Origin of the sequence: Haloplanus sp. CK5-1 (assembly GCF_037201915.1) — an archaeon.
GTDB classification, from domain to species: domain Archaea; phylum Halobacteriota; class Halobacteria; order Halobacteriales; family Haloferacaceae; genus Haloplanus; species Haloplanus salilacus.
In genome coordinates, this window is the sequence record NZ_CP147505.1 from 2,375,404 (window position 1) to 2,394,145 (window position 18,742).

Annotated in this window: 15 protein-coding genes; 3 read left to right on the forward strand and 12 right to left on the reverse strand. The window is 60.0% G+C overall.

All coding sequences use genetic code 11. The features are described from left to right. Window positions 1–94: 94 nt before the first annotated feature. Window positions 95–424, forward strand: a complete 330-nt coding sequence (locus NBT81_RS12580) for a hypothetical protein (protein ID WP_338739038.1) — start codon at window positions 95–97, stop codon at window positions 422–424. Between the two features lie 707 nt (window positions 425–1,131). Further along, on the forward strand, window positions 1,132–1,614 hold the full coding sequence (locus NBT81_RS12585; protein WP_338739039.1) for a hypothetical protein: 483 nt from the start codon (window positions 1,132–1,134) through the stop codon (window positions 1,612–1,614). A gap of 555 nt (window positions 1,615–2,169) precedes the next feature. Here NBT81_RS12585 and NBT81_RS12590 read toward each other — a convergent pair. The 10 genes from NBT81_RS12590 to NBT81_RS12635 all read right to left on the reverse strand — a co-directional run bounded on the left by NBT81_RS12590 (window position 2,170) and on the right by NBT81_RS12635 (window position 14,963). Further along, entirely contained in the window at window positions 2,170–2,661 is a 492-nt protein-coding gene (locus tag NBT81_RS12590; RefSeq protein ID WP_338739040.1) for a hypothetical protein, read from the reverse strand. Then, window positions 2,661–3,164: a DUF7342 family protein gene (locus tag NBT81_RS12595; protein ID WP_338739042.1), complete on the reverse strand. Its 504-nt coding sequence runs from the start codon at window positions 3,162–3,164 to the stop codon at window positions 2,661–2,663. Before NBT81_RS12595 ends, NBT81_RS12590 begins: the two co-directional genes overlap by 1 nt. Before the next feature lie 175 nt (window positions 3,165–3,339). Next, entirely contained in the window at window positions 3,340–3,612 is a 273-nt protein-coding gene (locus NBT81_RS12600) for a hypothetical protein (protein ID WP_338739044.1), read from the reverse strand. A gap of 537 nt (window positions 3,613–4,149) precedes the next feature. Next, window positions 4,150–5,541 (reverse strand): ATP-binding protein, encoded by a 1,392-nt coding sequence (locus NBT81_RS12605; RefSeq protein ID WP_338739046.1) that lies wholly within the window; start codon window positions 5,539–5,541, stop codon window positions 4,150–4,152. Window positions 5,542–5,701: 160 nt separating this feature from the next. Continuing rightward, on the reverse strand, window positions 5,702–9,163 hold the full coding sequence (locus NBT81_RS12610) for an ATP-dependent DNA helicase (RefSeq protein ID WP_338739048.1): 3,462 nt from the start codon (window positions 9,161–9,163) through the stop codon (window positions 5,702–5,704). Beyond that, complete coding sequence (locus NBT81_RS12615) at window positions 9,160–10,065, reverse strand: PD-(D/E)XK nuclease family protein (RefSeq protein WP_338739050.1); 906 nt, start codon at window positions 10,063–10,065, stop codon at window positions 9,160–9,162. The genes NBT81_RS12610 and NBT81_RS12615 overlap by 4 nt, the downstream gene beginning before the upstream one ends. After that, window positions 10,062–12,119, reverse strand: a complete 2,058-nt coding sequence (locus NBT81_RS12620; RefSeq protein ID WP_425498660.1) for a DNA helicase UvrD — start codon at window positions 12,117–12,119, stop codon at window positions 10,062–10,064. The genes NBT81_RS12615 and NBT81_RS12620 overlap by 4 nt, the downstream gene beginning before the upstream one ends. Before the next feature lie 5 nt (window positions 12,120–12,124). Beyond that, window positions 12,125–14,245: a phospholipase D-like domain-containing protein gene (locus tag NBT81_RS12625; RefSeq protein WP_338739054.1), complete on the reverse strand. Its 2,121-nt coding sequence runs from the start codon at window positions 14,243–14,245 to the stop codon at window positions 12,125–12,127. Window positions 14,246–14,308: 63 nt separating this feature from the next. Next, complete coding sequence (locus NBT81_RS12630; RefSeq protein ID WP_338739057.1) at window positions 14,309–14,503, reverse strand: hypothetical protein; 195 nt, start codon at window positions 14,501–14,503, stop codon at window positions 14,309–14,311. 52 nt (window positions 14,504–14,555) lie between these two features. Continuing rightward, entirely contained in the window at window positions 14,556–14,963 is a 408-nt protein-coding gene (locus NBT81_RS12635; RefSeq protein ID WP_338739059.1) for a hypothetical protein, read from the reverse strand. Between the two features lie 143 nt (window positions 14,964–15,106). On the opposite strand from NBT81_RS12635, the gene NBT81_RS12640 reads away from it, so the two are divergent. Beyond that, a complete protein-coding gene (locus NBT81_RS12640; protein WP_338739061.1) occupies window positions 15,107–15,814 on the forward strand; it encodes a restriction endonuclease in 708 nt (235 codons plus the stop codon). A 258-nt stretch (window positions 15,815–16,072) separates the two neighbouring features. Here the strand turns inward: NBT81_RS12640 and trkA are convergent, their stop codons facing one another. Both trkA and NBT81_RS12650 read right to left on the reverse strand, forming a co-directional pair. Then, window positions 16,073–17,410: a Trk system potassium transporter TrkA gene (gene trkA, locus NBT81_RS12645; protein WP_338739063.1), complete on the reverse strand. Its 1,338-nt coding sequence runs from the start codon at window positions 17,408–17,410 to the stop codon at window positions 16,073–16,075. 327 nt (window positions 17,411–17,737) lie between these two features. Further along, window positions 17,738–18,730 (reverse strand): transposase, encoded by a 993-nt coding sequence (locus tag NBT81_RS12650; protein ID WP_338738304.1) that lies wholly within the window; start codon window positions 18,728–18,730, stop codon window positions 17,738–17,740. Window positions 18,731–18,742 lie beyond the last annotated feature (12 nt).

An 18,742-nucleotide genomic window follows, 5' to 3' on the forward strand; every position in this document is an offset into this window, starting at 1 on the left:
GTCGATATTAGATCGGAATGGCTCGGAAACGAACGTATTAGCGGCTAACGACTGAATCGAACTGAACTGTCATTTGTCGAGCCGTCGTATCATCGTGAACGAATATTTCAATTTCAATCACAATTATAAACGCCGCTGGACGACTGAGGATATGCAGCGCCGCTCAGGCTTTGGGCTATCGATGCTGCTTATGAGTCTCTGGATGGGGCAGACTGCTCTTACCGAATCAAGGACCGTATCGCTGGCTATGGGTATTTCCGCAATCACATTAGCATTCTTCGGCGGTGGACTACTCTCGGGGTACTTCAAACCGGAAGCGATTCCCGACGAAAAAATGAGTCCTCTCGCGAGTCGTATCCTTGTGACAATGCTCGTTGTCGGCATGATGGCCTTTCTGTTGATACTTGCGCTGCAGTACCGTTGATCTATATGCGCCATCAATTGCGGCTACTGAAATCGTTCGGGGGATACATACAGGTCGGCGACCAGAGACTCCGTATGAAATATAAGGGGCTGCTCGTCACCCTCTGGATGATTGGCTCATTTGCTGTCAGTACAGTGGTATTTTCACCGCTGAATGGGATAGCACTTTCTTTCTCGACCACGTTCATATTCTGGGCCTTACTCGAATTGCGGGACATGAGGGGTACTCAGTGAAGCATGAGCAGAATCTCGAAGAGCCGACTGTTGGTATCCGGCGGCAGTCTTCTGTTGGTATTCCAACTTATCGTGTTTCAGAGAGCGTTTAATATAGTCGAACCCCCCGGAGTTCCAAGCACCCTCAGAGGTGCTATCAGCGGCGGGTTGTTGCTTATCGCCACTGTCTGTATCGCCGGCGGAGCGTATCTCCGGTATCAGTGCTCTTCGGTCAGGTAAGCGTTGCACTGAGCGACGAAGAGCTGAAACACTGATGTGATAACAGCTTGACAACATCGTGACGGAAGGGCACCTCTCGAACGGACCTACCAGTGCGTGGTGAATACAAAATACGGAACAGGGATCGCCTGAAAACGTTCGAACCAGCAAAACTCTGTCCTTTAGTAGCCAGGTGTGATGATCATCCACAGTATGACCTCAATTACTCATTAAGTCAAAGACAAAAATATACAGTAGCCAACGCTCACAAGCACTGTGATTCCGTATTCGTCCATCGGAGAGATCACGACGACGCTGTTGCAGTATCTGGCAGTAATCGGCGTTGTTGCCCTCGGGTGTCTCCCATCACTCACGGTGTCGGACTTTCGTGCCCGACTCGATAGCTGGCCAACTGACCGATTCCCGGTGAACTATTTGCTACTGGTCGGTGTTATCGCACTCGGTCAGGGGGTCGCCATCGTTGCTGGGTGGCAGGTGCTTCACATCGGGTCCACGCAGAGCGATCCGCAGTTTCGGGAATTTCGACTTATCGCGGTGCTCATAGCCTACCCGATAGCGGTGTGGGGACTTGGAACGATAGGTGTTCGTCTGTATTGTTGGCAACAATCGATGGAACAGTGGTTGACGCTTCGGACTATCGCCGGCCTCGGAGTCGCTGCTGGGATGTATATTGTAACGCTCATGGGAGCAGCGATCGTCCTCTTTATTGCCGCGCTGTTTTTCGCGTTGCCGACCTGAAACCGCCGGTTCAGACTTCAACATAGTTCTTCGGGGCAGGGATGTCCGAATATACGACCCCGTGACAGGAGGTGAAACGTATCGTGGTAGACAGTAGCGGTCCGAAGTAGACTCGCTGCGATGTTCAGCCACCGATTCTGCCGACCCGTTCGACGGTTCGGACGAGCGTGTGAGGACCCACCGGGGTCACGACGAGTGACTTCTCGCCAACCCGCGCGAGTCTGATTCGACTAGTGTATTCAGAATACTTGATTTCGACCGGCTCAGGCCCAACGAGGGACTTCGTTCACCGATCGACCGAGCGCCTGCAGCGCCCATCGCCGATTTCTCAGTCGTAATCGCACGACAGCGGCGGGGTAATCGTCGATGTCATCGGCTCTGAATGCACTGCCGTTGCTTTCGTTCAGCCACTGAACGGTTCCGATTGACGGCGGTTTCGTCCTCTGGTTCGCTGTCTCCACGGCGTGGTGCACTCCATCTAATCATTGGCTCGTTGAACGTCTCTCGATCACGAGCAACTGTCCCCCCAGCAAAACGAGAGTCAGTGGGCTTTGGTTAGGAATCGAGTCCGACGGGTCGTCCCTGCTCCCACTCGACCGTGAGAATCACATCTCGGAGCGAGGTGAATCTCCGCTCGATGACATCTAACGGATGTGAGTCGATGAACTGCGCCGGTTCGTGCGCGACGGGCGTCGCGCCGTCGTTCACCTGCAGATGAACCGGGCCGAGATCATCGTGGGTCTCGTCCTGATGCCACCCGACGAGCAGACTACGCTCCGGTTCGATCCAGTTGAGCCAGTAGTACTCGTACGGATGGCCAGTCTGCAGTTGGAACCCGATTTCGACCCGCGCGCTCGTCACCGGATACTCGTCGTCATCGAGAAACTGGCGTGGGTCTACCTCAGCGACGACACGGTACGGGCCCGCTTCGCGCGGTTCAGCACGCCGGCGTCGAACGTTCTCGAATTCGCCGCTGAGCCGGTTCTGGATGCGGTCGTGGAGCCGCTTACTCTGCAAGTTCGCTCGATTAGCGAGGAAGACGACCATCAGGCGAGCGTCGAGGGAGAGTCAGTCCGTGGTGACGAGAGTTCGCTGACATCGTCGTACAGTTGGAGAGAGTGCTTCACGAGCCCGAGTTCCGTATTGATCGCATCCCACGTCGCGATCACGTTGCGACGTTCACGGAGTTCCTCTGCAGAGAGTTCCTCGTCAGCGAGTCGTTCTCGGAACTCGTCGAGTGAACTGACGTCGTACTCCGTCGCCAGCTCTTCCTGTTCCTCCTTCAGCTCCGTGAGCTGGCTCTCCAGTTCGTCACGCGAGTGGGCCTCGATCAAGTCCGTCACTTCGTCGAAGAGCATCCGGACCGGGTTCAGGTCGTACGCCTTCGTCCCGTCAAGCGTCGTCTCAGTGACCCAATCGTCACTCTTCAAGCGCTGGAGTTCATCGTCGGCCGTCGTGCGCGAGACATCTGCCCGGTCTGCGATCTCCTGCACCGGCGTTGGCTCGTCCAGCAATTCCACGACGTGCCGGACGCGCTCACGCCCGCTCATACTCCCCGTCCACGATTCCGGATTCGGTTCGGTCATCGTACTAGCTCTCACACTGCGAGACTCAAATAATTTGTCTCTGTTCAAATATTCAAAACGACGGGCGGTTACCTGCGGAGGTGTCCCTCAGCAACCACCCGAAACAGGGATAGCAGTGCTTGCTACAGTTCTCGCCGAATCACCGTATCGATCCGGTAATTATCGCTGCCCCATCCTCCTCACGCTCCCTTTCGGACCTCGTCGACGCGCTCGCGTCCGCGCTCGTTGTGTCGGCGATGTCCTGCACGTCGCTCTCGGTGAGTTCGCTCCCACTGGTGAGTTCGTCCATCACTTCGAGCGCGTCGATCTTCTCTTCGATCGCCTGCCGCGTGACCTCGCTCCAGTTGATCTCCGGATGCTCCTCCATGCGATCTTTGAGGTCGTCGTCCACGTTGACCGTGATCGAAGGCATACAGGATACTATGGAGACACAGAATACTGTGTTTTCGGTTCATTCAGTACCCCCTCGACTTTAACCGTTTCAAGCCCAGCAAGGGACTTTATTTGCCGACCGAACGAGCGCCAGCAGCGCCCATCATTCTGCGTGACGGGAAACATTTGGCAGACTGCGGTACGGCGTTTATAAAGGAACCCCTCCTCGGACGTTTGGATTTCATCACGCTGCGGAACGGGGGTCGCCGGTTTCATGCGATTCGCCTGCATTCGAATGACACCGCGAGGACGTAATACTTGCGTAGAGAGTGTAATTGGCGGCGCGCGCGAGAGACTTTGGTCGTCTTCCCGCCACTCAACTCAGCAATTCAGAGGGTCTGTCGGAACTGAAGCAAGCCAGAATCCCCTCAGGAAATATAGTAGCCTTTGTAAGTCATCACACACCTGATCGCATGACTGCGTTCGATCAGGTGTGCGGACAGTTACAAACGCTACTATAACTATCTGATGTTGATTCTCCGTCGTATTGCGTTCCCTTGGATTAGTAGCGAAGCACTTAGGACGGCGTGAGTAGGTCGTCGATGTCCGCTACAGTAAACAAGGACCACGAGTCATCGAGTTGTGCTTCGAGTCCGTCGACGAACCCGTTTTTCGAGAACAGGGCGAACTGCTCGTCTCGATCCGACGGTCCCCATCGGACGTTCTCTGCCTTTGCTCGCAGACTCTCGACGAGGTCTTCCCCGACCGGATCCGTCGTCCACTTACATTCGGCGAGGAGGACTCGGTCGTCGTTCGGTGCCAGCCCGACGATGTCGATTTCCTCTTCTCCGTACCACCACCGACCGACTTCGGAGTACGGTTCGAATTCGCCGCGTCGAATCCCTTCCCAGACGGCTTCTTGGCAGACATCCTCGAACGTGGTTGCGACGTGCGTTGGGAGGTCCGGTTCAATCGTCCCGTCGTACACGATCTCCGGTGCTTCCTCGATACTGGATCGATGCGGCTCGACGTACCGAAACCAGAACCGAAGGAACTCGTCCGCAACCCGGTACCGTGACCGCTTCGATTTCTTCCCCGAGGCCGTGACTGGGACATCTCGTTCGATGAGGCGGAGTCGGCGAAGTGTCTGTAGGTACTTCGAGAGCGGTCCCGAATCGATCCCCGTTGCGCCGGAGATCTCGTTCGGTGTCGTATGGCCCAGTGCGACTGCTTCGAGGATACTCATGTACCGGGCTGGGTTTCGGAGCTCGGTGCGCAGGAGAAACTCGGGTTCGTTATACAGTACCGCAGATGGTGATAGGACGTGTGATCGAATGTTCGCCGCGAGCGACTGGTCGTAGTCGAACAGCGTGAGGTACATCGGGGTACCACCCGTGACGGCATACGAGCGAACCGCGTCCCTGAAGTCGTACGAGATGACCTCTCGGGCCTGTTGAAACGAGAACGGCGTTACGTCGAGTTGTGCCGTTCGTCGCCCGTATAGTGGGCTCTCGTGTCCCAGGATCTCTGACTCCATCGTGCTCACGCTCGACCCACAGAGCACCAGCATCGAGTCCGTTCCGTCGAGCGCCTGGTCAACGAACGCTTGTATGTACGATGGGAGCGAGTCGTTCTCTTCGACGAGATACGGGAACTCGTCGATGACGACGACGAGATCCTCTCGCTGGAGGTTCTCCCCGAGGTATTCGAACGCTTCGTCCCAACTGTCGATTCGAGGGACGCGCTCGTCGAAGTAGTCCGCAACTTGGTCGAGAAACTTCTCGCGCTGTCGATGCTCGGCTTCCTGCGCGGCAAGGAAGTAAATGTGGGGACGGTCAGCACAGAATTCTTTGAGGAGTTCCGTTTTCCCCACCCGACGCCGGCCATAGACGACAACGAAGTCCGAACCGGGTGACTCCACCGCAGCGGTGAGTGTATCGAGTTCTTCCTCCCGGTCGTAGAAGGTCATACTTAGGATAATGATTACTGCGATAATGACTTAAGAATTCGGGTGGCCACCCCCACCGAAGTGTTTCTCGCACTGCGACCAAGACACCGAATCTGACGAGGGATGCAGGCGGGATGGGAACTGGATCTACGGCAAACTGTTTTCGCGTGGTGTCGACTATTCACTCCTCGGACCCGGGACCGACGGTAAACGAGGCCGGCGCGCAGGGAAGTTGGTTGTGCTGACACCACCGGCAGTGCTCACCCGAAGTGTACCGACTGAACGAGAACTCAGCAATATCGTTCATCGACGACGTCACGTCATCTCTGACTGCTTCCAGATCACTTTCGCTGAACGTTCGGGATTCGACTTTCGGCCCAATGTCACCGACGTAGGCATATCCCGCGCGTGCGACAGGCTCATCGTACAGGTCACGGCACGCTAACAGGTAGATCGGGAGTTGCTTATCGTTCTCCAAGTCGCGGTGACGTTCGGTCGCCTTGTAGTCGATGACGACCAGTTCGTCGTCAGGTGTCCGGTAGACCGCGTCAATGTAGCCGACGAGTTCGTGCCCATCGATAGTGAGTTCGAACTCTCGCTCCGCGTCGATGATCTCATAACTGGGGAGATCTAACTCGAAGTACCGATTGATACACTGTTTTGCCGCCGAGAGAGCGTCGTCAGCGCGGCGCTGACTGGCGAGTCGCTCGCAAATCTCGTACCACTCCTCACGACGTTCCACCCCTTGATTCGCGGCTTGCTCAGCGGTATCGTGGAACAGCAATCCGATCTCACGTTGCGATACACCTCCCTTCGCATCGCTCGTGGCCTCGGTCTCCTGATAGTCGGGGAACGCGTTGACCACGTAGTCCAGATGGTGACTCCGTGGGCATTCTTCGTAGGCCGCCAGCGACGTGTAGCTGTGAGAGAGCGACGGCGACGGTGTCGACGGGCCAGTCAGCGACCCAACCTGGAGGATTTCCCGCTCGGCTCTCGGTGAGAGACTCCCATCGAGAGTGGCCGTTGTCAGGTTCAGCACACGGTCGCGTGCAACCCCAACCGCGAGCTCTTCCCCATCGTGCCTGACGGTACCGCCGATACTTCCGATGGTCTCGTTGGCCAGCGTGTTCGTCCAGTCTACTGCGTCGTCCGGGAGACACTCTTGGACGTCGGTCCAAAGCGGGAGCTGTCCTCGCTCCGGCTGCCATGGGATTCGAGATGGGAGTATTTCGTCAACCAGCTCTGAAACAGTGTTCTCGTCCGCAGCATCGTCACCTTCGTCGCTGCCACCCTGCAGGACGAGGATGTCCTCGGCTCGCGTGATCCCGACGTGGAACACGCGGCGGGTCTCACGAGCATCACGCTCGACGAAGTCCTGCGCGAACGCTGCTTCTGGGCCATCCGAGAGGCTGGTTTCGAGCGCGTCGTACGTGCGTGAACTTGGTGCCCACTCGTCGGCGGTAACTTGTGGGATGAGGACGACCGGGAAGTCCAGGCCCTTGCTTTTGTGGATGGTCATCACGTTGACCGCGTCGTCGGCGACGTCCGGCTGACTCGTGGGTGTGGTGCCACTTTCGTCGAACAGGGAGTCGTAGTGTTCGAGCGAGTCGATAAACTCCGGAGTCAGCGGAGGTTGGACGGCACTATCCCCGTACCCCTCGATGACGTCCTCCAGTTGGATGAGATCCCGGCGCTCCTGCTCGCTGAGATACCACTCGATGTTCGTGCGGTCCGTGAGTTCGCGGTACAGATGGCTGAGCGACGCCGAATCACGAATATCGAGCAGTTCCGTGGCGTGCTCACGGGCTTCTGCGATGCGGTCGGGCTCCTCGAACTCGTCGAGCGGCGTCTCGCGCAGTGTGTCCACGAGCGGGTCGTCGCCCGCGTTGAGCGTGCGGAGGTCCGCGTCGCAGAGCCGGTACCGCATTAGGAGGATGCGATTCCAACTCACCTCGTCTTCGGGCCGTGCGAGTGCCTTCAGGTAGGCGGTGACGGTGCCGACGCCGACCGATTCCGTGGCCAGATCCCCAGCAACTTGGTACGGGATGCCGGCGTCTTCGAATTCCTCGATGACGGGAGTGGCGTGGTCGTTCTTCCGGACGAGTAACGCGATGTCGCCTGGATCGTACGCCTCATCGAGGGTTTCTGCTGCACCGCTCAGTAGGTTCTGGACGACGGTCCGAAGTTGGGGTGGCCCGTCCGAGTCGTCGTCTTCGTCCGGTAGTTCGACGGTAGCGACGGTGTCGCCGTCGTACGCGGGTTCGTCGACGCGAGTGAGTGTCTTGTGCCGTTCACGGTGGTCGAGTTTCCGAATCGCCTCGTTTGCCAGGTTGAGAATCGGCTGTCGGGAGCGGAAGTTCTCCTCCAGCGGTTCGTCCGTGAGCGCCGCGAACGCGCGGTCGAGTTCGTCGGTGATGTTTCCGACGTTCGCGCCGCGCCACTCGTAGATCGCCTGATCGTCGTCGCCGACGACGAACAGGTTGTCGTCGGTGACGAGTGACGTGACGAGGTCGAACTGGAGACGATCCGTGTCCTGGAACTCGTCGCAGAACACGTAGTCCCACCGCTCGGCGATTTCCTCGCCGACCGACGAGTCCATCAGCGCAGCCGTCTCGACCACCAGGCCGTCGAAGTCGATGAGATTTCGCTCGTCCAGTTCTCGCTCGTACGCCGCGTACCCGGCGGTGAGATCTCGGGCAGTAAGGCAGTCGGAAACGAACGAGTCGAGATGGTCCGTGAGTTCAAGAGCCAGATCGTCCGGGATCCCTTTCGGAGCACCGCTTGCGTATCCGCCGAACAGGTACTTCGGGAGTTTGTACGCGTTGTCCGGCAGATCACGCTCGCCAGCTTCGTGGGCCTGGAACGCGGTCTCAAGCGCATCACACAGGTCGACGAGCCGGTCGAGGAGATCCCGAACACTGGCCTCGATCCCGTCCGTTCCCAACCCGTCGCGTTCCGCGGTGAGTTCATCGCGCACCTCGGGAAGTGAATCCAGCACGCTTGCCACGGACCGGCCACCGAGATGGTCGCTGGCGATTGCTTCGACGCGCTCCGGCAGGTCGGCGAGGTCATAGACGCGGTCGGCGGGCCCGAGGAACGCGTCGACGTCCTCGGGCGTGATGCCGCTGCGCTTCATCGACCCGATGAAGTTGAGCAAGTTCGACGCGGCTCCGGACACGTACCCGTCGCTGCCGTACACGTTCGGTTTGACCGACCGGTACTCGATGTCGTCGAGAACGTCCAGTACGATAGCGTACTTCTCGGCGTCCGTGGCGACCTCGAAGTCCGGGTCGATCCCGGCTTCGTAGGCGTAGTCGGCGAGGATCTCGTTACAGATCGAGTGGTACGTGTACGCGTCGATGTCGTACCCTGCTGTCCCGAGTTTCGCGTTGAGTTTCTCCCGCATCGAGTCCGCCGCGTTGTTCGTGAACGTCAACGCGAGAATCCGGTCCGGCGAGACGTCTTCCTCGTCGATGAGGTGCTCGATCTTCCGCACCATCGTGAACGTCTTCCCTGTCCCTGCACCGGCGAGCACGCGCATCGGGTACGCGTCGGAGTTGATGATCTCCCGTTGCTGGGGCTCCGGGGACACGTCTTCCTCCGGAACGGGGAACCACGACGGGTACTCCGTCTCGTCGCTCATCGTCGCACCTCCGTCGACAGGCGATCAGCACACATCTCTCGATAGTCACAATCCGGGCACGCCTCGTCGGTGATGAGGTCGAACGGCTCCGGCTCGTAGGCCTCACCCGTGATGCCGTCGTGCGCGGCACGGATGAGCTCCCAGATCGTGTCGTAGTGCTCCGCGTAGATCTCCGTGGTTTCTCGTGGATATCCACGGGCAGACACCTCGTACCCGGCTGGAGTGCTCTCGAACGACGTGCTGTTGAGCAGGCCGTAGAAACTGAACCGAACCGTCATCCCGTCCTCGTAGAACGGTTCGTTCTTCACGCCCTCGATGTACGTCGCCGTCTGGAACGCGTTCCGCACACGCTTTGGCTCGTGTGCCTCTCCGTCGCGGTGCTCGCCGAGATACTCGGCCGTCCCGGACGAGAGGACTCCGCTCGTGTTCCGCTTGTAATCGAATACGTGTAGCCCCTCGTCCGTCCGAACGACGTTGTCAGCTTTCCCGTGGAGGCCGCGGCCATCGCGTTCGCATTCCACCCAGCACTCCGTGGCGACCGAGTGACGCGCGTGCTCGATCCCGTCACCACCATCCGGGTCGAAGAACGCCTCGACGGCAGCCCGGTTCTCACGCCGCTGGTACTCCTGATGGGCGTCGGATTCGTAGTCGTCCGAGTTGCTGTGTTCCGCCCACTTCGCCGCAAAAACGTCCATCGCGCGGTCGTGAATCGTCTCTGCATCATCATCACGTTCAGTCACATCACACACGTCCTCGATAGTCTCGTGGTAGATCGTCCCTTGGTTGAGATACAGCTCCGTACGATCCGGTGTGTTCACATCCTGTACATACCGGTAATCGTACAACCGCGGACACGTCGCGTAGTTCGCCAACCGCGACGGGGAGAGCGATTCGGAGCTCATCGCCGCACCTCCCCGGTAGCGAACTCGACACGTGCACGCAATGCCTTCCGGAGTTCCTCCCCACGCGCCCCGCTCTTATCGAGCACGTCCTGAATCTCTCCGAGTTCCGCCTCGACCTCATCGAGCGACACCGTCACGTCCTGACTGTTCGCGCGCCGCACCTCCGAAAGCGCGTCGTCGACCCGCGACAGCAGGTACTGCTCCGCCGCTTGCTCGCTCGTGACCTGTGGCTCATCGGCCTCGGTCACCCACGGAAGATCAGCATACGCCGCCGTGAGGAACCGCGATGCCTGTGCACGCTCTTCGAGCGCCGTGTCTTCGTACTCGTAGAGACAACAGTAGAGCCGCTCCGCCGCCGCACCCGCCCCGACAGCCAATCGTCGCCGCGCGTGCTCCGCGTGGTACCGCGCGAACGGTCGTCCTGACGCCGTCGACGTCGTCGGGAACGTCGCATCCATATCCGCTCCATCCAGTTCCGTAACACCGGGATAGTCCGGCATCGACGCGACTCGCTCGCTCGGGAACAACCGTGTCAGGAACGGGTCGCCCGGGTACTCGCTGTCGACGAGATTCACGAGGAACACCGCGCGGAACGACTCGTTCTTAATCGCTTGCAAGTGATCGACGCGAACGCCGCCGTCGAGGTCCGTCGCACTCGTCTGATTCTGCTGCGGTGCGTACTCGTGAGCGCGTTCGAGCATCTGCTTGAACGACTCCCACGTCGCATCCACGAACTCGGTCTCTTCGAGGAACTCGGCCATCCGGAACGCCCGTCGGACGTTCCCAAACTGCGCCCGTGCATCCAACGGGGCCGCCCGTTCCGCGATCCGCTCTTTCAACCCAGCGTCCGTGGCCCACCAGTGAATCGCGTCTTCGAGGCTGTCCGTCTCGCTGACTCGGTCCAAGCGGTCCGTATCGAGTTCCGAACCGTGGTCGGGTCCATCGTCTTCATCGTCAGCGAGATACCGAACGGCCGCGAGGAGTTCCCGAATCGCAGGATCGTCACCGAACCCGGTGACGGTTGTCGATTCCGTCGGAATCCCGGTGCCTTCGAACGCTTCGATAGCGTCCGTCACAGCACTCCCGCTTTGCTTCGTGGCGACAGCGATATCATCGTACTTCCAGTCCGGCCGTGCGACGAGGTCTTCGATCTCGTTCGCAATCTCGGCGAGTTGTTCGTCACCGGAGTCTGTGGCAAGAACGGAAACCGACCCGGATTCTGGATCTTCCGGGACCGTTTCGTCGGCGAAATACGCTGCCGTCGCGGCTGGTCGCGTCGACGGCGTCCCCGATGCCCCACGTCGGGATTCGCTGAACGAGACGTAGTCCGTAACGGGTCCGGTCTCGACCCACGTCCGGCGTACACTCGCGTTCTCCTCGGCAACACAGACGAGATCGCAGTCTCCCGCGAGCGCGTCGAGATACGCGCGATCAAGCGGGAAGAACTCCTCAAACTCGACTGCAAGTACCGCGTCGAAATCAACGACCTCGTCGCGGGCATCCCCCGTGAGGACATCGAGCGCTTCCGAGATGAGTTGTCCACGCTCCATGTGCCCGTGCTCGGCGAGCCAGTCGTGGAACCCGTCGAGCGCAGCCGTGATGTCACGGAGTTCCGGAGTCTCGTCAGGCCTGACCGTCTGCCAGGAGATCGTGCCCATCACCGCATCCACGTCCTCGATGAACGACGGCTGCGCAGACGCCCGTTGGAGGTACTCCGTTTCCCACTCGTAGTCTTCGAGGAACCGGTACAGGAGTTCCCGCCGCAGGGCGTCGGAGAGAATGACGCGGTCATCGGTCTGGTTGAGGACATCGGTCGCGTGCACCACCGACGACGTCACGTACGGCGTCGCCGCACCCGGCAGTTCCTCACCTAACGCTTCACGGAACGCGTCTGCGCTCGTCGGTGCACCCGTGATGACGAGCACATCCTCAGAATCGTGCTCGTCGAGAAGCATTCGGTATTCGTTTCGTGCTGTCCGTTCGACGTTTTCGCCCCCGAACGGTACCGTGACTAACGTCCCGTCGAACCGCCGGTGAGATGAGTGATCAGACATGTCTATTACCCGCGGACGAGCCGCGTGACCCGAGACAGCACACCGGTGTCGTCAGCGGCTGTCTCGGTATCGCGTCGTGCATCTTCAATCACACTGGGCTCATCAATCCAATTCTGGAACCTGTTCGCGCTTTCAAACTGAACCGCCGGCCCGTAAATACCCGCCCGGATATGGGCTGGCGTGGTCTTCTGGAACTCCCAGCATTGCTGCTGGTCCAGATGTGCCGAGAAATCGGCGACGATCCGTCCGTCATCCTTGAAATCGAGTTCGCACAGTCCGTCGGACAGCGCACTGATCCACTTCCGACGCCCCGGATCGTGCTTCTGCTCGGCGGGTTTCTCCAGTGGCACGTACTCTGGTGGTTCCTTTTCGGCATACGCGTACAGCTCTGCGAACACGTCCCGAGCATCCGCGAGCCGATCCGACTGGTCCGGAAGCGAGATATCCCGCTGTAAGAACAGGTGGGCGAACCACGGGAACAGGTTACAACTGTCTGCCTGCCCCGCGATCTGCGCGGCTGCTTCGCGTTCGTCCTTCTTCAGTTCGGAGAAGTTGACGTTGAAATCCAGCGTCTTCATCCGAGTGCGGAGTTCGGATTTCGGCTTCGTGGAGTCGTTCGAGGAGAAAATGAACGTCGGCATCTGGATAGACCCGTCCCACTTCCCCTCCCAGTAGGACTTGATGATGTCCCGGTCGATTTTCGACTTCGCCACGTCGTCAACGATGTACGGGAAAACGGTGTCCGACGCACGATCCCGCTCGATGTTGTCTTTGACGAAGTCGTCTCCGGTCGTAACTTCCTGTACGTACCCGTTCGAGATGAGACGCGTCCCGAACCGCAGGAACATGCCTTTTCCGCTGTCATTGTCACCGTGGAGGAACAGGAACGGTAGATCCTTGTCCAGCTCTGCAGACTCGTATTCGGCGTAGCGATAAGCGCAGTAGTCAGCAAACGGAGCCCAGCAGAGGTAGATAATTCCTTCGTGGAAATGTACCCGCGTCTCCTTTGGTGTTCGCGTTTCACCGAACTCGCCGACAGTTTCGATGTACTGCTCGATCAGGTCGAGTGTGTCAGCGACTTCCTGCGGATCGTCCGGCAGCGGTGCTGTTAGTTCAAGGACGGAGTCGTCAACCCGCAATTCGACATTGTTCTCGTCTCTATCGACGTTGAGGTCTGGATACCCTGTGAAGGTCTCTTTGTACCGCGCGATGCCGGCGAGTGTCGCTACGATTTCGCCGTCGTTGATTCGGATGTTATTGGCAGACAGCGTGTCGTCCAGATTCGAGATTGCGTCTTCGAGGCCCTGCGGGGAGAGGCGGGCACGCTTGTCCGGACTGATTTCGGTTGGATCGGTGTCTGTATCTTCAGCGGCGAAAACCGCTTTCTCTGCTTCTTCGGCGTCGGTGACGACGTTGTACGTATTGACTTGGTCGTCGTCAACTGCTTCGTCGAGCCGGGCGTTCAGCTCGGCGACCGGGTCGTCACTGAACTCGTCGCCACCCAGCCAGATATCGTAGATCTTCGCCTCCTGTTCTGCCGTTTCGGCGTCCTCGATCTCCTCGGTGAGATCCTCCATGAACGGCATCGCGTAGTCCTTGTGGAACGCGTATAGCCGTTCGAACCACTCGTCGACGGGCGTGTCTCCATCGGTACGCCAGGCGATGTTGACGTTGGTTTGCTTGCTCCCCTGCCAAGCCTGCTTGGAGAGGTTCGCCGACCCACAGATGAGTGTGCGAGACCAGTCTTGGTTCTCGACGATGTAGAGTTTCGTGTGAAGCAGGACGCGTGCGGAATCGACGGTGTGGATGAGTAGATCACCGTCTTGGCGCAGTGATTCCAGTTGCGCGGCGATTTTCTTTGCGTTGTTCGTGTTCTTCAGCGAGCGCCGGTAGTCGTCGTGCTGGTTGTCCCCGACGATGACCTCCAGCGAGTCCACTGCGAGATCCTGATTCTGAAACATCTTGTAGATGAATGCCGGGGACTGACTGTACGTGACGCAGTAGACGTGCTGGGCGTCACCGAAGTAGTTCAGGAAACTATCCCATGATTTGTCGGCAGCCATCTCCAGATCGGCGGTGCTGCCGTCATCGAACTCGACTGTTGCTTCGAATTCTCTCTTGGTCATGCGAGGGTCACCGGTGTGTTGACTGGTACGTGAGTGGTTGCGTGGGGCTGTGCCGATGCATGGTCAGATGTACGGGACGCCGCGGATGACGCTGCCTTTGGTGAGGTAGCCCTTCATCGCGAAGTCGGCGCACTTGTCGGCGTAGTACGTGGTGATGGGGAGCCGAGTGGAGCGGCTCAGCGATCCGACGTGCGCTTCCGATAGCCAGTAGGTTTGCTCCGCGAGCGTGTCGAGATCTGTTGATCCGTGCCGTTTCACGATCTGTAGCGGTCGCAGCGTGCCAAGGCTTTCCTCCTTCCCCTAGTCGTGGTCAGGTAGGAGTGGTCGCCGTTGTGGACGTGGAAGGCGACACCTTTGTCCGCGATATCGAACCGTGATTTCGATTCGTCGTATTCGGCGATGCGGGGATTCCCGGATTCCGGATCTCAACGAGGTCGAACCGCTGAATGAGATCCCGGGCTTTGTCGAGACGGTTGATGAGACTCTCGACGTCGAGGTAGAATTTCCCGTCACGATGAATCACGACGTGCTGCGGTGGCCGGCCTTCCTCTTCGGCGAACATTTCCAGAACGTGCTTGATGACGTTCGCTACGTCGTCCTCGTCGAACGTCTCGCCAGCCTGCTTCGTGACAGCCTCGGACGCGAGGATGGTTCCGTCAGCCATAATGACGTTCGCGGCTGCGCCGAGGTGTAGATCCGTATCGTGCTCAACGGTCACATCGGCGATGTCCTGTCCGCGTTGCACCCACTCGGCGGCGGACCGTCTCCAGTTGCTCAGATGGTTGTCGTTCTATGGGTCGGTCACGTACGCGGGGAGATCCCGGAGAAAGTCATATCACGAATCTGTCCGTGGTGTCGGATATGCGCACTGGACTGGGGGAATTCTTCAGAGGCCTTCTCTCCGACAGTACCTACACGCATTCCGACTGGGACGAACGACACTTGCTGAACCGTGACTGGCGGCAGTTCGAGGAACTGATCGCGGTGCTGTGGGAGGATATGGGCTACGACACACGACTACAGCAAGGAAGGAAGGACGGGGGTGTCGACGTCATCGCCGAAGCGACCAACCGGATCCCGTTTTCCGATCCCCCGAAGATAGCGATCCAGGCGAAACGATGGACACAGAAGGTCGAAGAGCCCCTGGTTCGGGATCTGTTCGGTGTCCAGTGTGGGGGGCACCGTCACTCGAGTACGGACGTGTTCGACGAATCGGTCTTGGTGACCAGTTCGGGACGCACTGACGATAGGTCCGGATTCACTCAGGGTGCACGGCAGTTCGCGGAGGAGAACGGCGTGGAACTGATCGACGGGGAAACGCTGCTAGAGCTACTGAACGAGTCGAACCTCAGTCCGTTGCGACTCGGGCGGAAGCCGGGGAACAAGTGGCACCTTCGGGAATCGCCACGCTGTGGGTGGTCACACAAGTTTGACGAGAACCGATCGTATGCTCACACGGCCGAAAAGGTGTTCAACACGGAGGAGCGTCTGATCGAAGCCACCGACACGTACGTCTCGGTCACGACCGACGAGGTCTGTGAGGCCTGTCTGAACCTGCGTCGCGAGTAATCCCGACGGCCTCGCAAACCCCAGTCGTCCAGAGAGGCGTGTGCGCCGACGGTAGTGAGACGAGTCCCGGCTGCCGGCGTCACCGACGCGAACCACGCCGTCCCCAGTCCGACGAGACCACCGACTCGTCGGAGGAGGTGGACCGCACCGAACGGGACGAGGCGGCCGACCGCCGGGCCGTCCGGGTACCGCATGTGCCGTCGGTTGGTCGGGATCGATACCGTGGGGCCACGGGAGAGGGTCCGTGGTCGTGGTGGTTTACAGTTTGTCGCTCGCCTCGTCCAGACAGGCGGTGTCGACGAACAGGACGACGTGATCGCCACGCTCGATCACGGTGTCCCCGCGTGGGATCACGAACGTGCCGTCGCGGGTGATCGCCCCGATGACCGCACCCGCCGGCAGGTCGGCGACCGACTCGCGGATGGGTCGGTCCACGAGGATGCTGTCGGCGTCGATCTCGATCTCCAGCACTTCGGCGCGGTCGTCTTCGAGGATGGCGACGCTCTCGGCGCGGTGTTCGCGGGTGAACCGCGTGAGTTCCTCCGCAGCGGCCTCGCGCGGGTTGATCGCCACGTCGACGCCGACCTCCTCGAAGAGGTCGACGTACTCGGGCGCTTCGACGGTCGCGACGGTCCGATCGGCCCCGAGTCGTTCGGCCAACAGTGCGGCGAGGAGGTTCTTCTCGTCGCTGTCCAGGGCCGTGACGGCGACGTCGACGTCCTCGACACGCTCCCGTTCGAGGAACCCTCGGTCGGTCGCGTCGCTCTCCAGGACCGTCGTGCCGGCGAGGTCCTCGGCAATCTCGCGGGCGCGGTCGGGGTCACGCTCGACGAGTCGGGGTGTCAGCCCCTGCTCTTGGAGGAGTCTGGCCGTGTGGTACCCGACGTCGCTCCCGCCGATGACGAGGACGTTCTCCGCGCTCTCGACTCCCGGTGCGACCGCGTGGGCGAACGTGCGGACGCTCTCCGGGCTGCCGATGACGACGACGTCGTCGCCGGCCTGCAGGACGGTGTCCCCACGCGGGATCACGACCTCGTCCTCGGTGTCGCGGAACACGGCCGCGAACGTCAGTGACTCGTAGCGATCGGCGTCCTCGACGGTCTGGCCCGCGATCGGACTCGTCGGATCGATCTCGAACTCCGCCATCTGGACGAGGCCGCCGGCGAACGTCTCGACGTCCTCCGCGGCGGGGAGCCCGACGATCCGAGTGATCGTCTCGGCGGCCAAGAGGTTCGTCGCGACCATGTGGTCGACCCCGAACGCCCCCATCGACGCCTCCCACGTCCGGACGAACTTGTCGCGTTTGACCCGCGCGATCGCGAGGGGATCGCCGATGGTCTTCGCCGTCCCGCAGACGACGAGGTTGGTCTCGTCGTCGTCGGTGCTGGCGATGACGATGTCGGCCCGGCCGATGTCCGCCTCCCGCAGGACACCGACGTCGGTGCCGTCCCCGGTGATCCCGAGGATGTCGGCGTCGTACATCAGTGAGTCGATCAGGCTGCCGTCAAGGTCGACGACGGCCACGTCGTGGGTGTCCGAGAGACTCCGAGCGATCGACGACCCGACCGTCCCGGCACCCACGATCACGACGTACATCTCCGACCTCCCGCGTCGTACATGCTCGGCCGGTTTACTCGGCGGGGTGAAGTGTATTTCCCTCGACCGCGGGCGAGGCGTGGATCGGGGTCACGAGGTGGCGGGCCGATCGGTGGCGTCGCGGCCACGGCCGCCGTGATGATGGTCGGCGCGGACGTCTCGCTCTTTCGATCCGGGGACGGAAGAGCGCGGCCGCGCGTTCCTGACCGACTGGGCCGAAAGTCACGGACTGGACGACGCGGCACACCTCGTCGAGGTGGGGGACGTGGAGGCGACCATCGGCCGGGTCGGTTCCGAGTACAGCCTGAGGGTGTCATAGAACTCTTCTCACACCGTGATGATTGTGCTTCCCGGATTGTCTCCGCGTTCGTAGTTGGTGATTGCGACGACGAGGCGCAGACACAACGCGAGGAACACCTGCGCTCGTGCATGGACGCGGCCTCGGGCGTGCGTTCGCCCGAGGCCGCAGCCCTTGACTGATTCGTTGGTTCGTTCGACGCCACTCCGGCGGTTGTACGTCTCGTCTAGCGTTGATTGCTTCAGCTGAACGTCGTTGCTGTGTTTTTCAATGCGGTCTTCTACCCTGTACTCGATATCTTTCGGGTCGTCGGTGTTTCGTGGATTGTACGGAGCGACTGGCACGACCCCTGCGGCCAGCAGGTGGTCGTGCCAGTCGAGCGTGTCGTAGGCACTGTCTCCAAGCATCCACATCGGTTTCCCGACGGCGAGCGCGTCACGCGTGACGCGCATCGCCGTCTCTTCTGGTGCTTGTTTGCTCTCGGTGAACTCGGCTGCAATCGGGATCTTTTGCCCGGTTGAGACGATCGTGCAGCCGTAGCCGTAGTAGTACTCGTCATCGGTTGGATCATAGCACTTCGATGCGTCTGGATCGGCGGGCATCGCTCTCACGTCGGTTGAATCGATAGAATACGTCAAGTCGAGCAGGCCCCGCAAGGCGGCCTGCTCGACGAGATGGTCGAAGACCCGGTCAACAACGTGCTCAAGATCAGTGAGGAATCGATCGACCGCGTCTCTCGACGGCGGTCGATCGAAGCTACAGCTGAGCCAGACAACGGTGTTGTTCAGTTCTCGTGCAACCGGACGGATACCGTAGATGTTCTTGTAATAGCAATGGAGAAAGCCACGCATCATCTCGGGCGGCTCAAGATCTCGTGTTCGCCCCGTCTCCGCCGGGGCGAACACGTCGAACCCTTCAAGAAACTCGAAGGAGAGGTGCTCGAACAACGCCAACGTCTCCGTTTCCACGGCATTGAAGAACGATTCTACCGAAGGATCATCTTGCAGGGTCGCTGAACTCATTCCACCTCAGCG

Bases quoted from the DNA above. Each gene is read 5' to 3' on its own strand.
- NBT81_RS12620 (WP_425498660.1), bottom strand. From the start codon at position 12,119: ATGTCTGATCACTCATCTCACCGGCGGTTCGACGGGACGTTAGTCACG.
- NBT81_RS12610 (WP_338739048.1), bottom strand. From the start codon at position 9,163: ATGAGCGACGAGACGGAGTACCCGTCGTGGTTCCCCGTTCCGGAGGAA.
- NBT81_RS12650 (WP_338738304.1), bottom strand. From the start codon at position 18,730: ATGAGTTCAGCGACCCTGCAAGATGATCCTTCGGTAGAATCGTTCTTC.
- NBT81_RS12590 (WP_338739040.1), bottom strand. From the start codon at position 2,661: ATGGTCGTCTTCCTCGCTAATCGAGCGAACTTGCAGAGTAAGCGGCTC.
- NBT81_RS12640 (WP_338739061.1), top strand. From the start codon at position 15,107: ATGCGCACTGGACTGGGGGAATTCTTCAGAGGCCTTCTCTCCGACAGT.
- trkA (WP_338739063.1), bottom strand. From the start codon at position 17,410: ATGTACGTCGTGATCGTGGGTGCCGGGACGGTCGGGTCGTCGATCGCT.
- NBT81_RS12605 (WP_338739046.1), bottom strand. From the start codon at position 5,541: ATGACCTTCTACGACCGGGAGGAAGAACTCGATACACTCACCGCTGCG.
- NBT81_RS12625 (WP_338739054.1), bottom strand. From the start codon at position 14,245: ATGACCAAGAGAGAATTCGAAGCAACAGTCGAGTTCGATGACGGCAGC.
- NBT81_RS12595 (WP_338739042.1), bottom strand. From the start codon at position 3,164: ATGAGCGGGCGTGAGCGCGTCCGGCACGTCGTGGAATTGCTGGACGAG.
- NBT81_RS12615 (WP_338739050.1), bottom strand. From the start codon at position 10,065: ATGAGCTCCGAATCGCTCTCCCCGTCGCGGTTGGCGAACTACGCGACG.
- NBT81_RS12600 (WP_338739044.1), bottom strand. From the start codon at position 3,612: ATGCCTTCGATCACGGTCAACGTGGACGACGACCTCAAAGATCGCATG.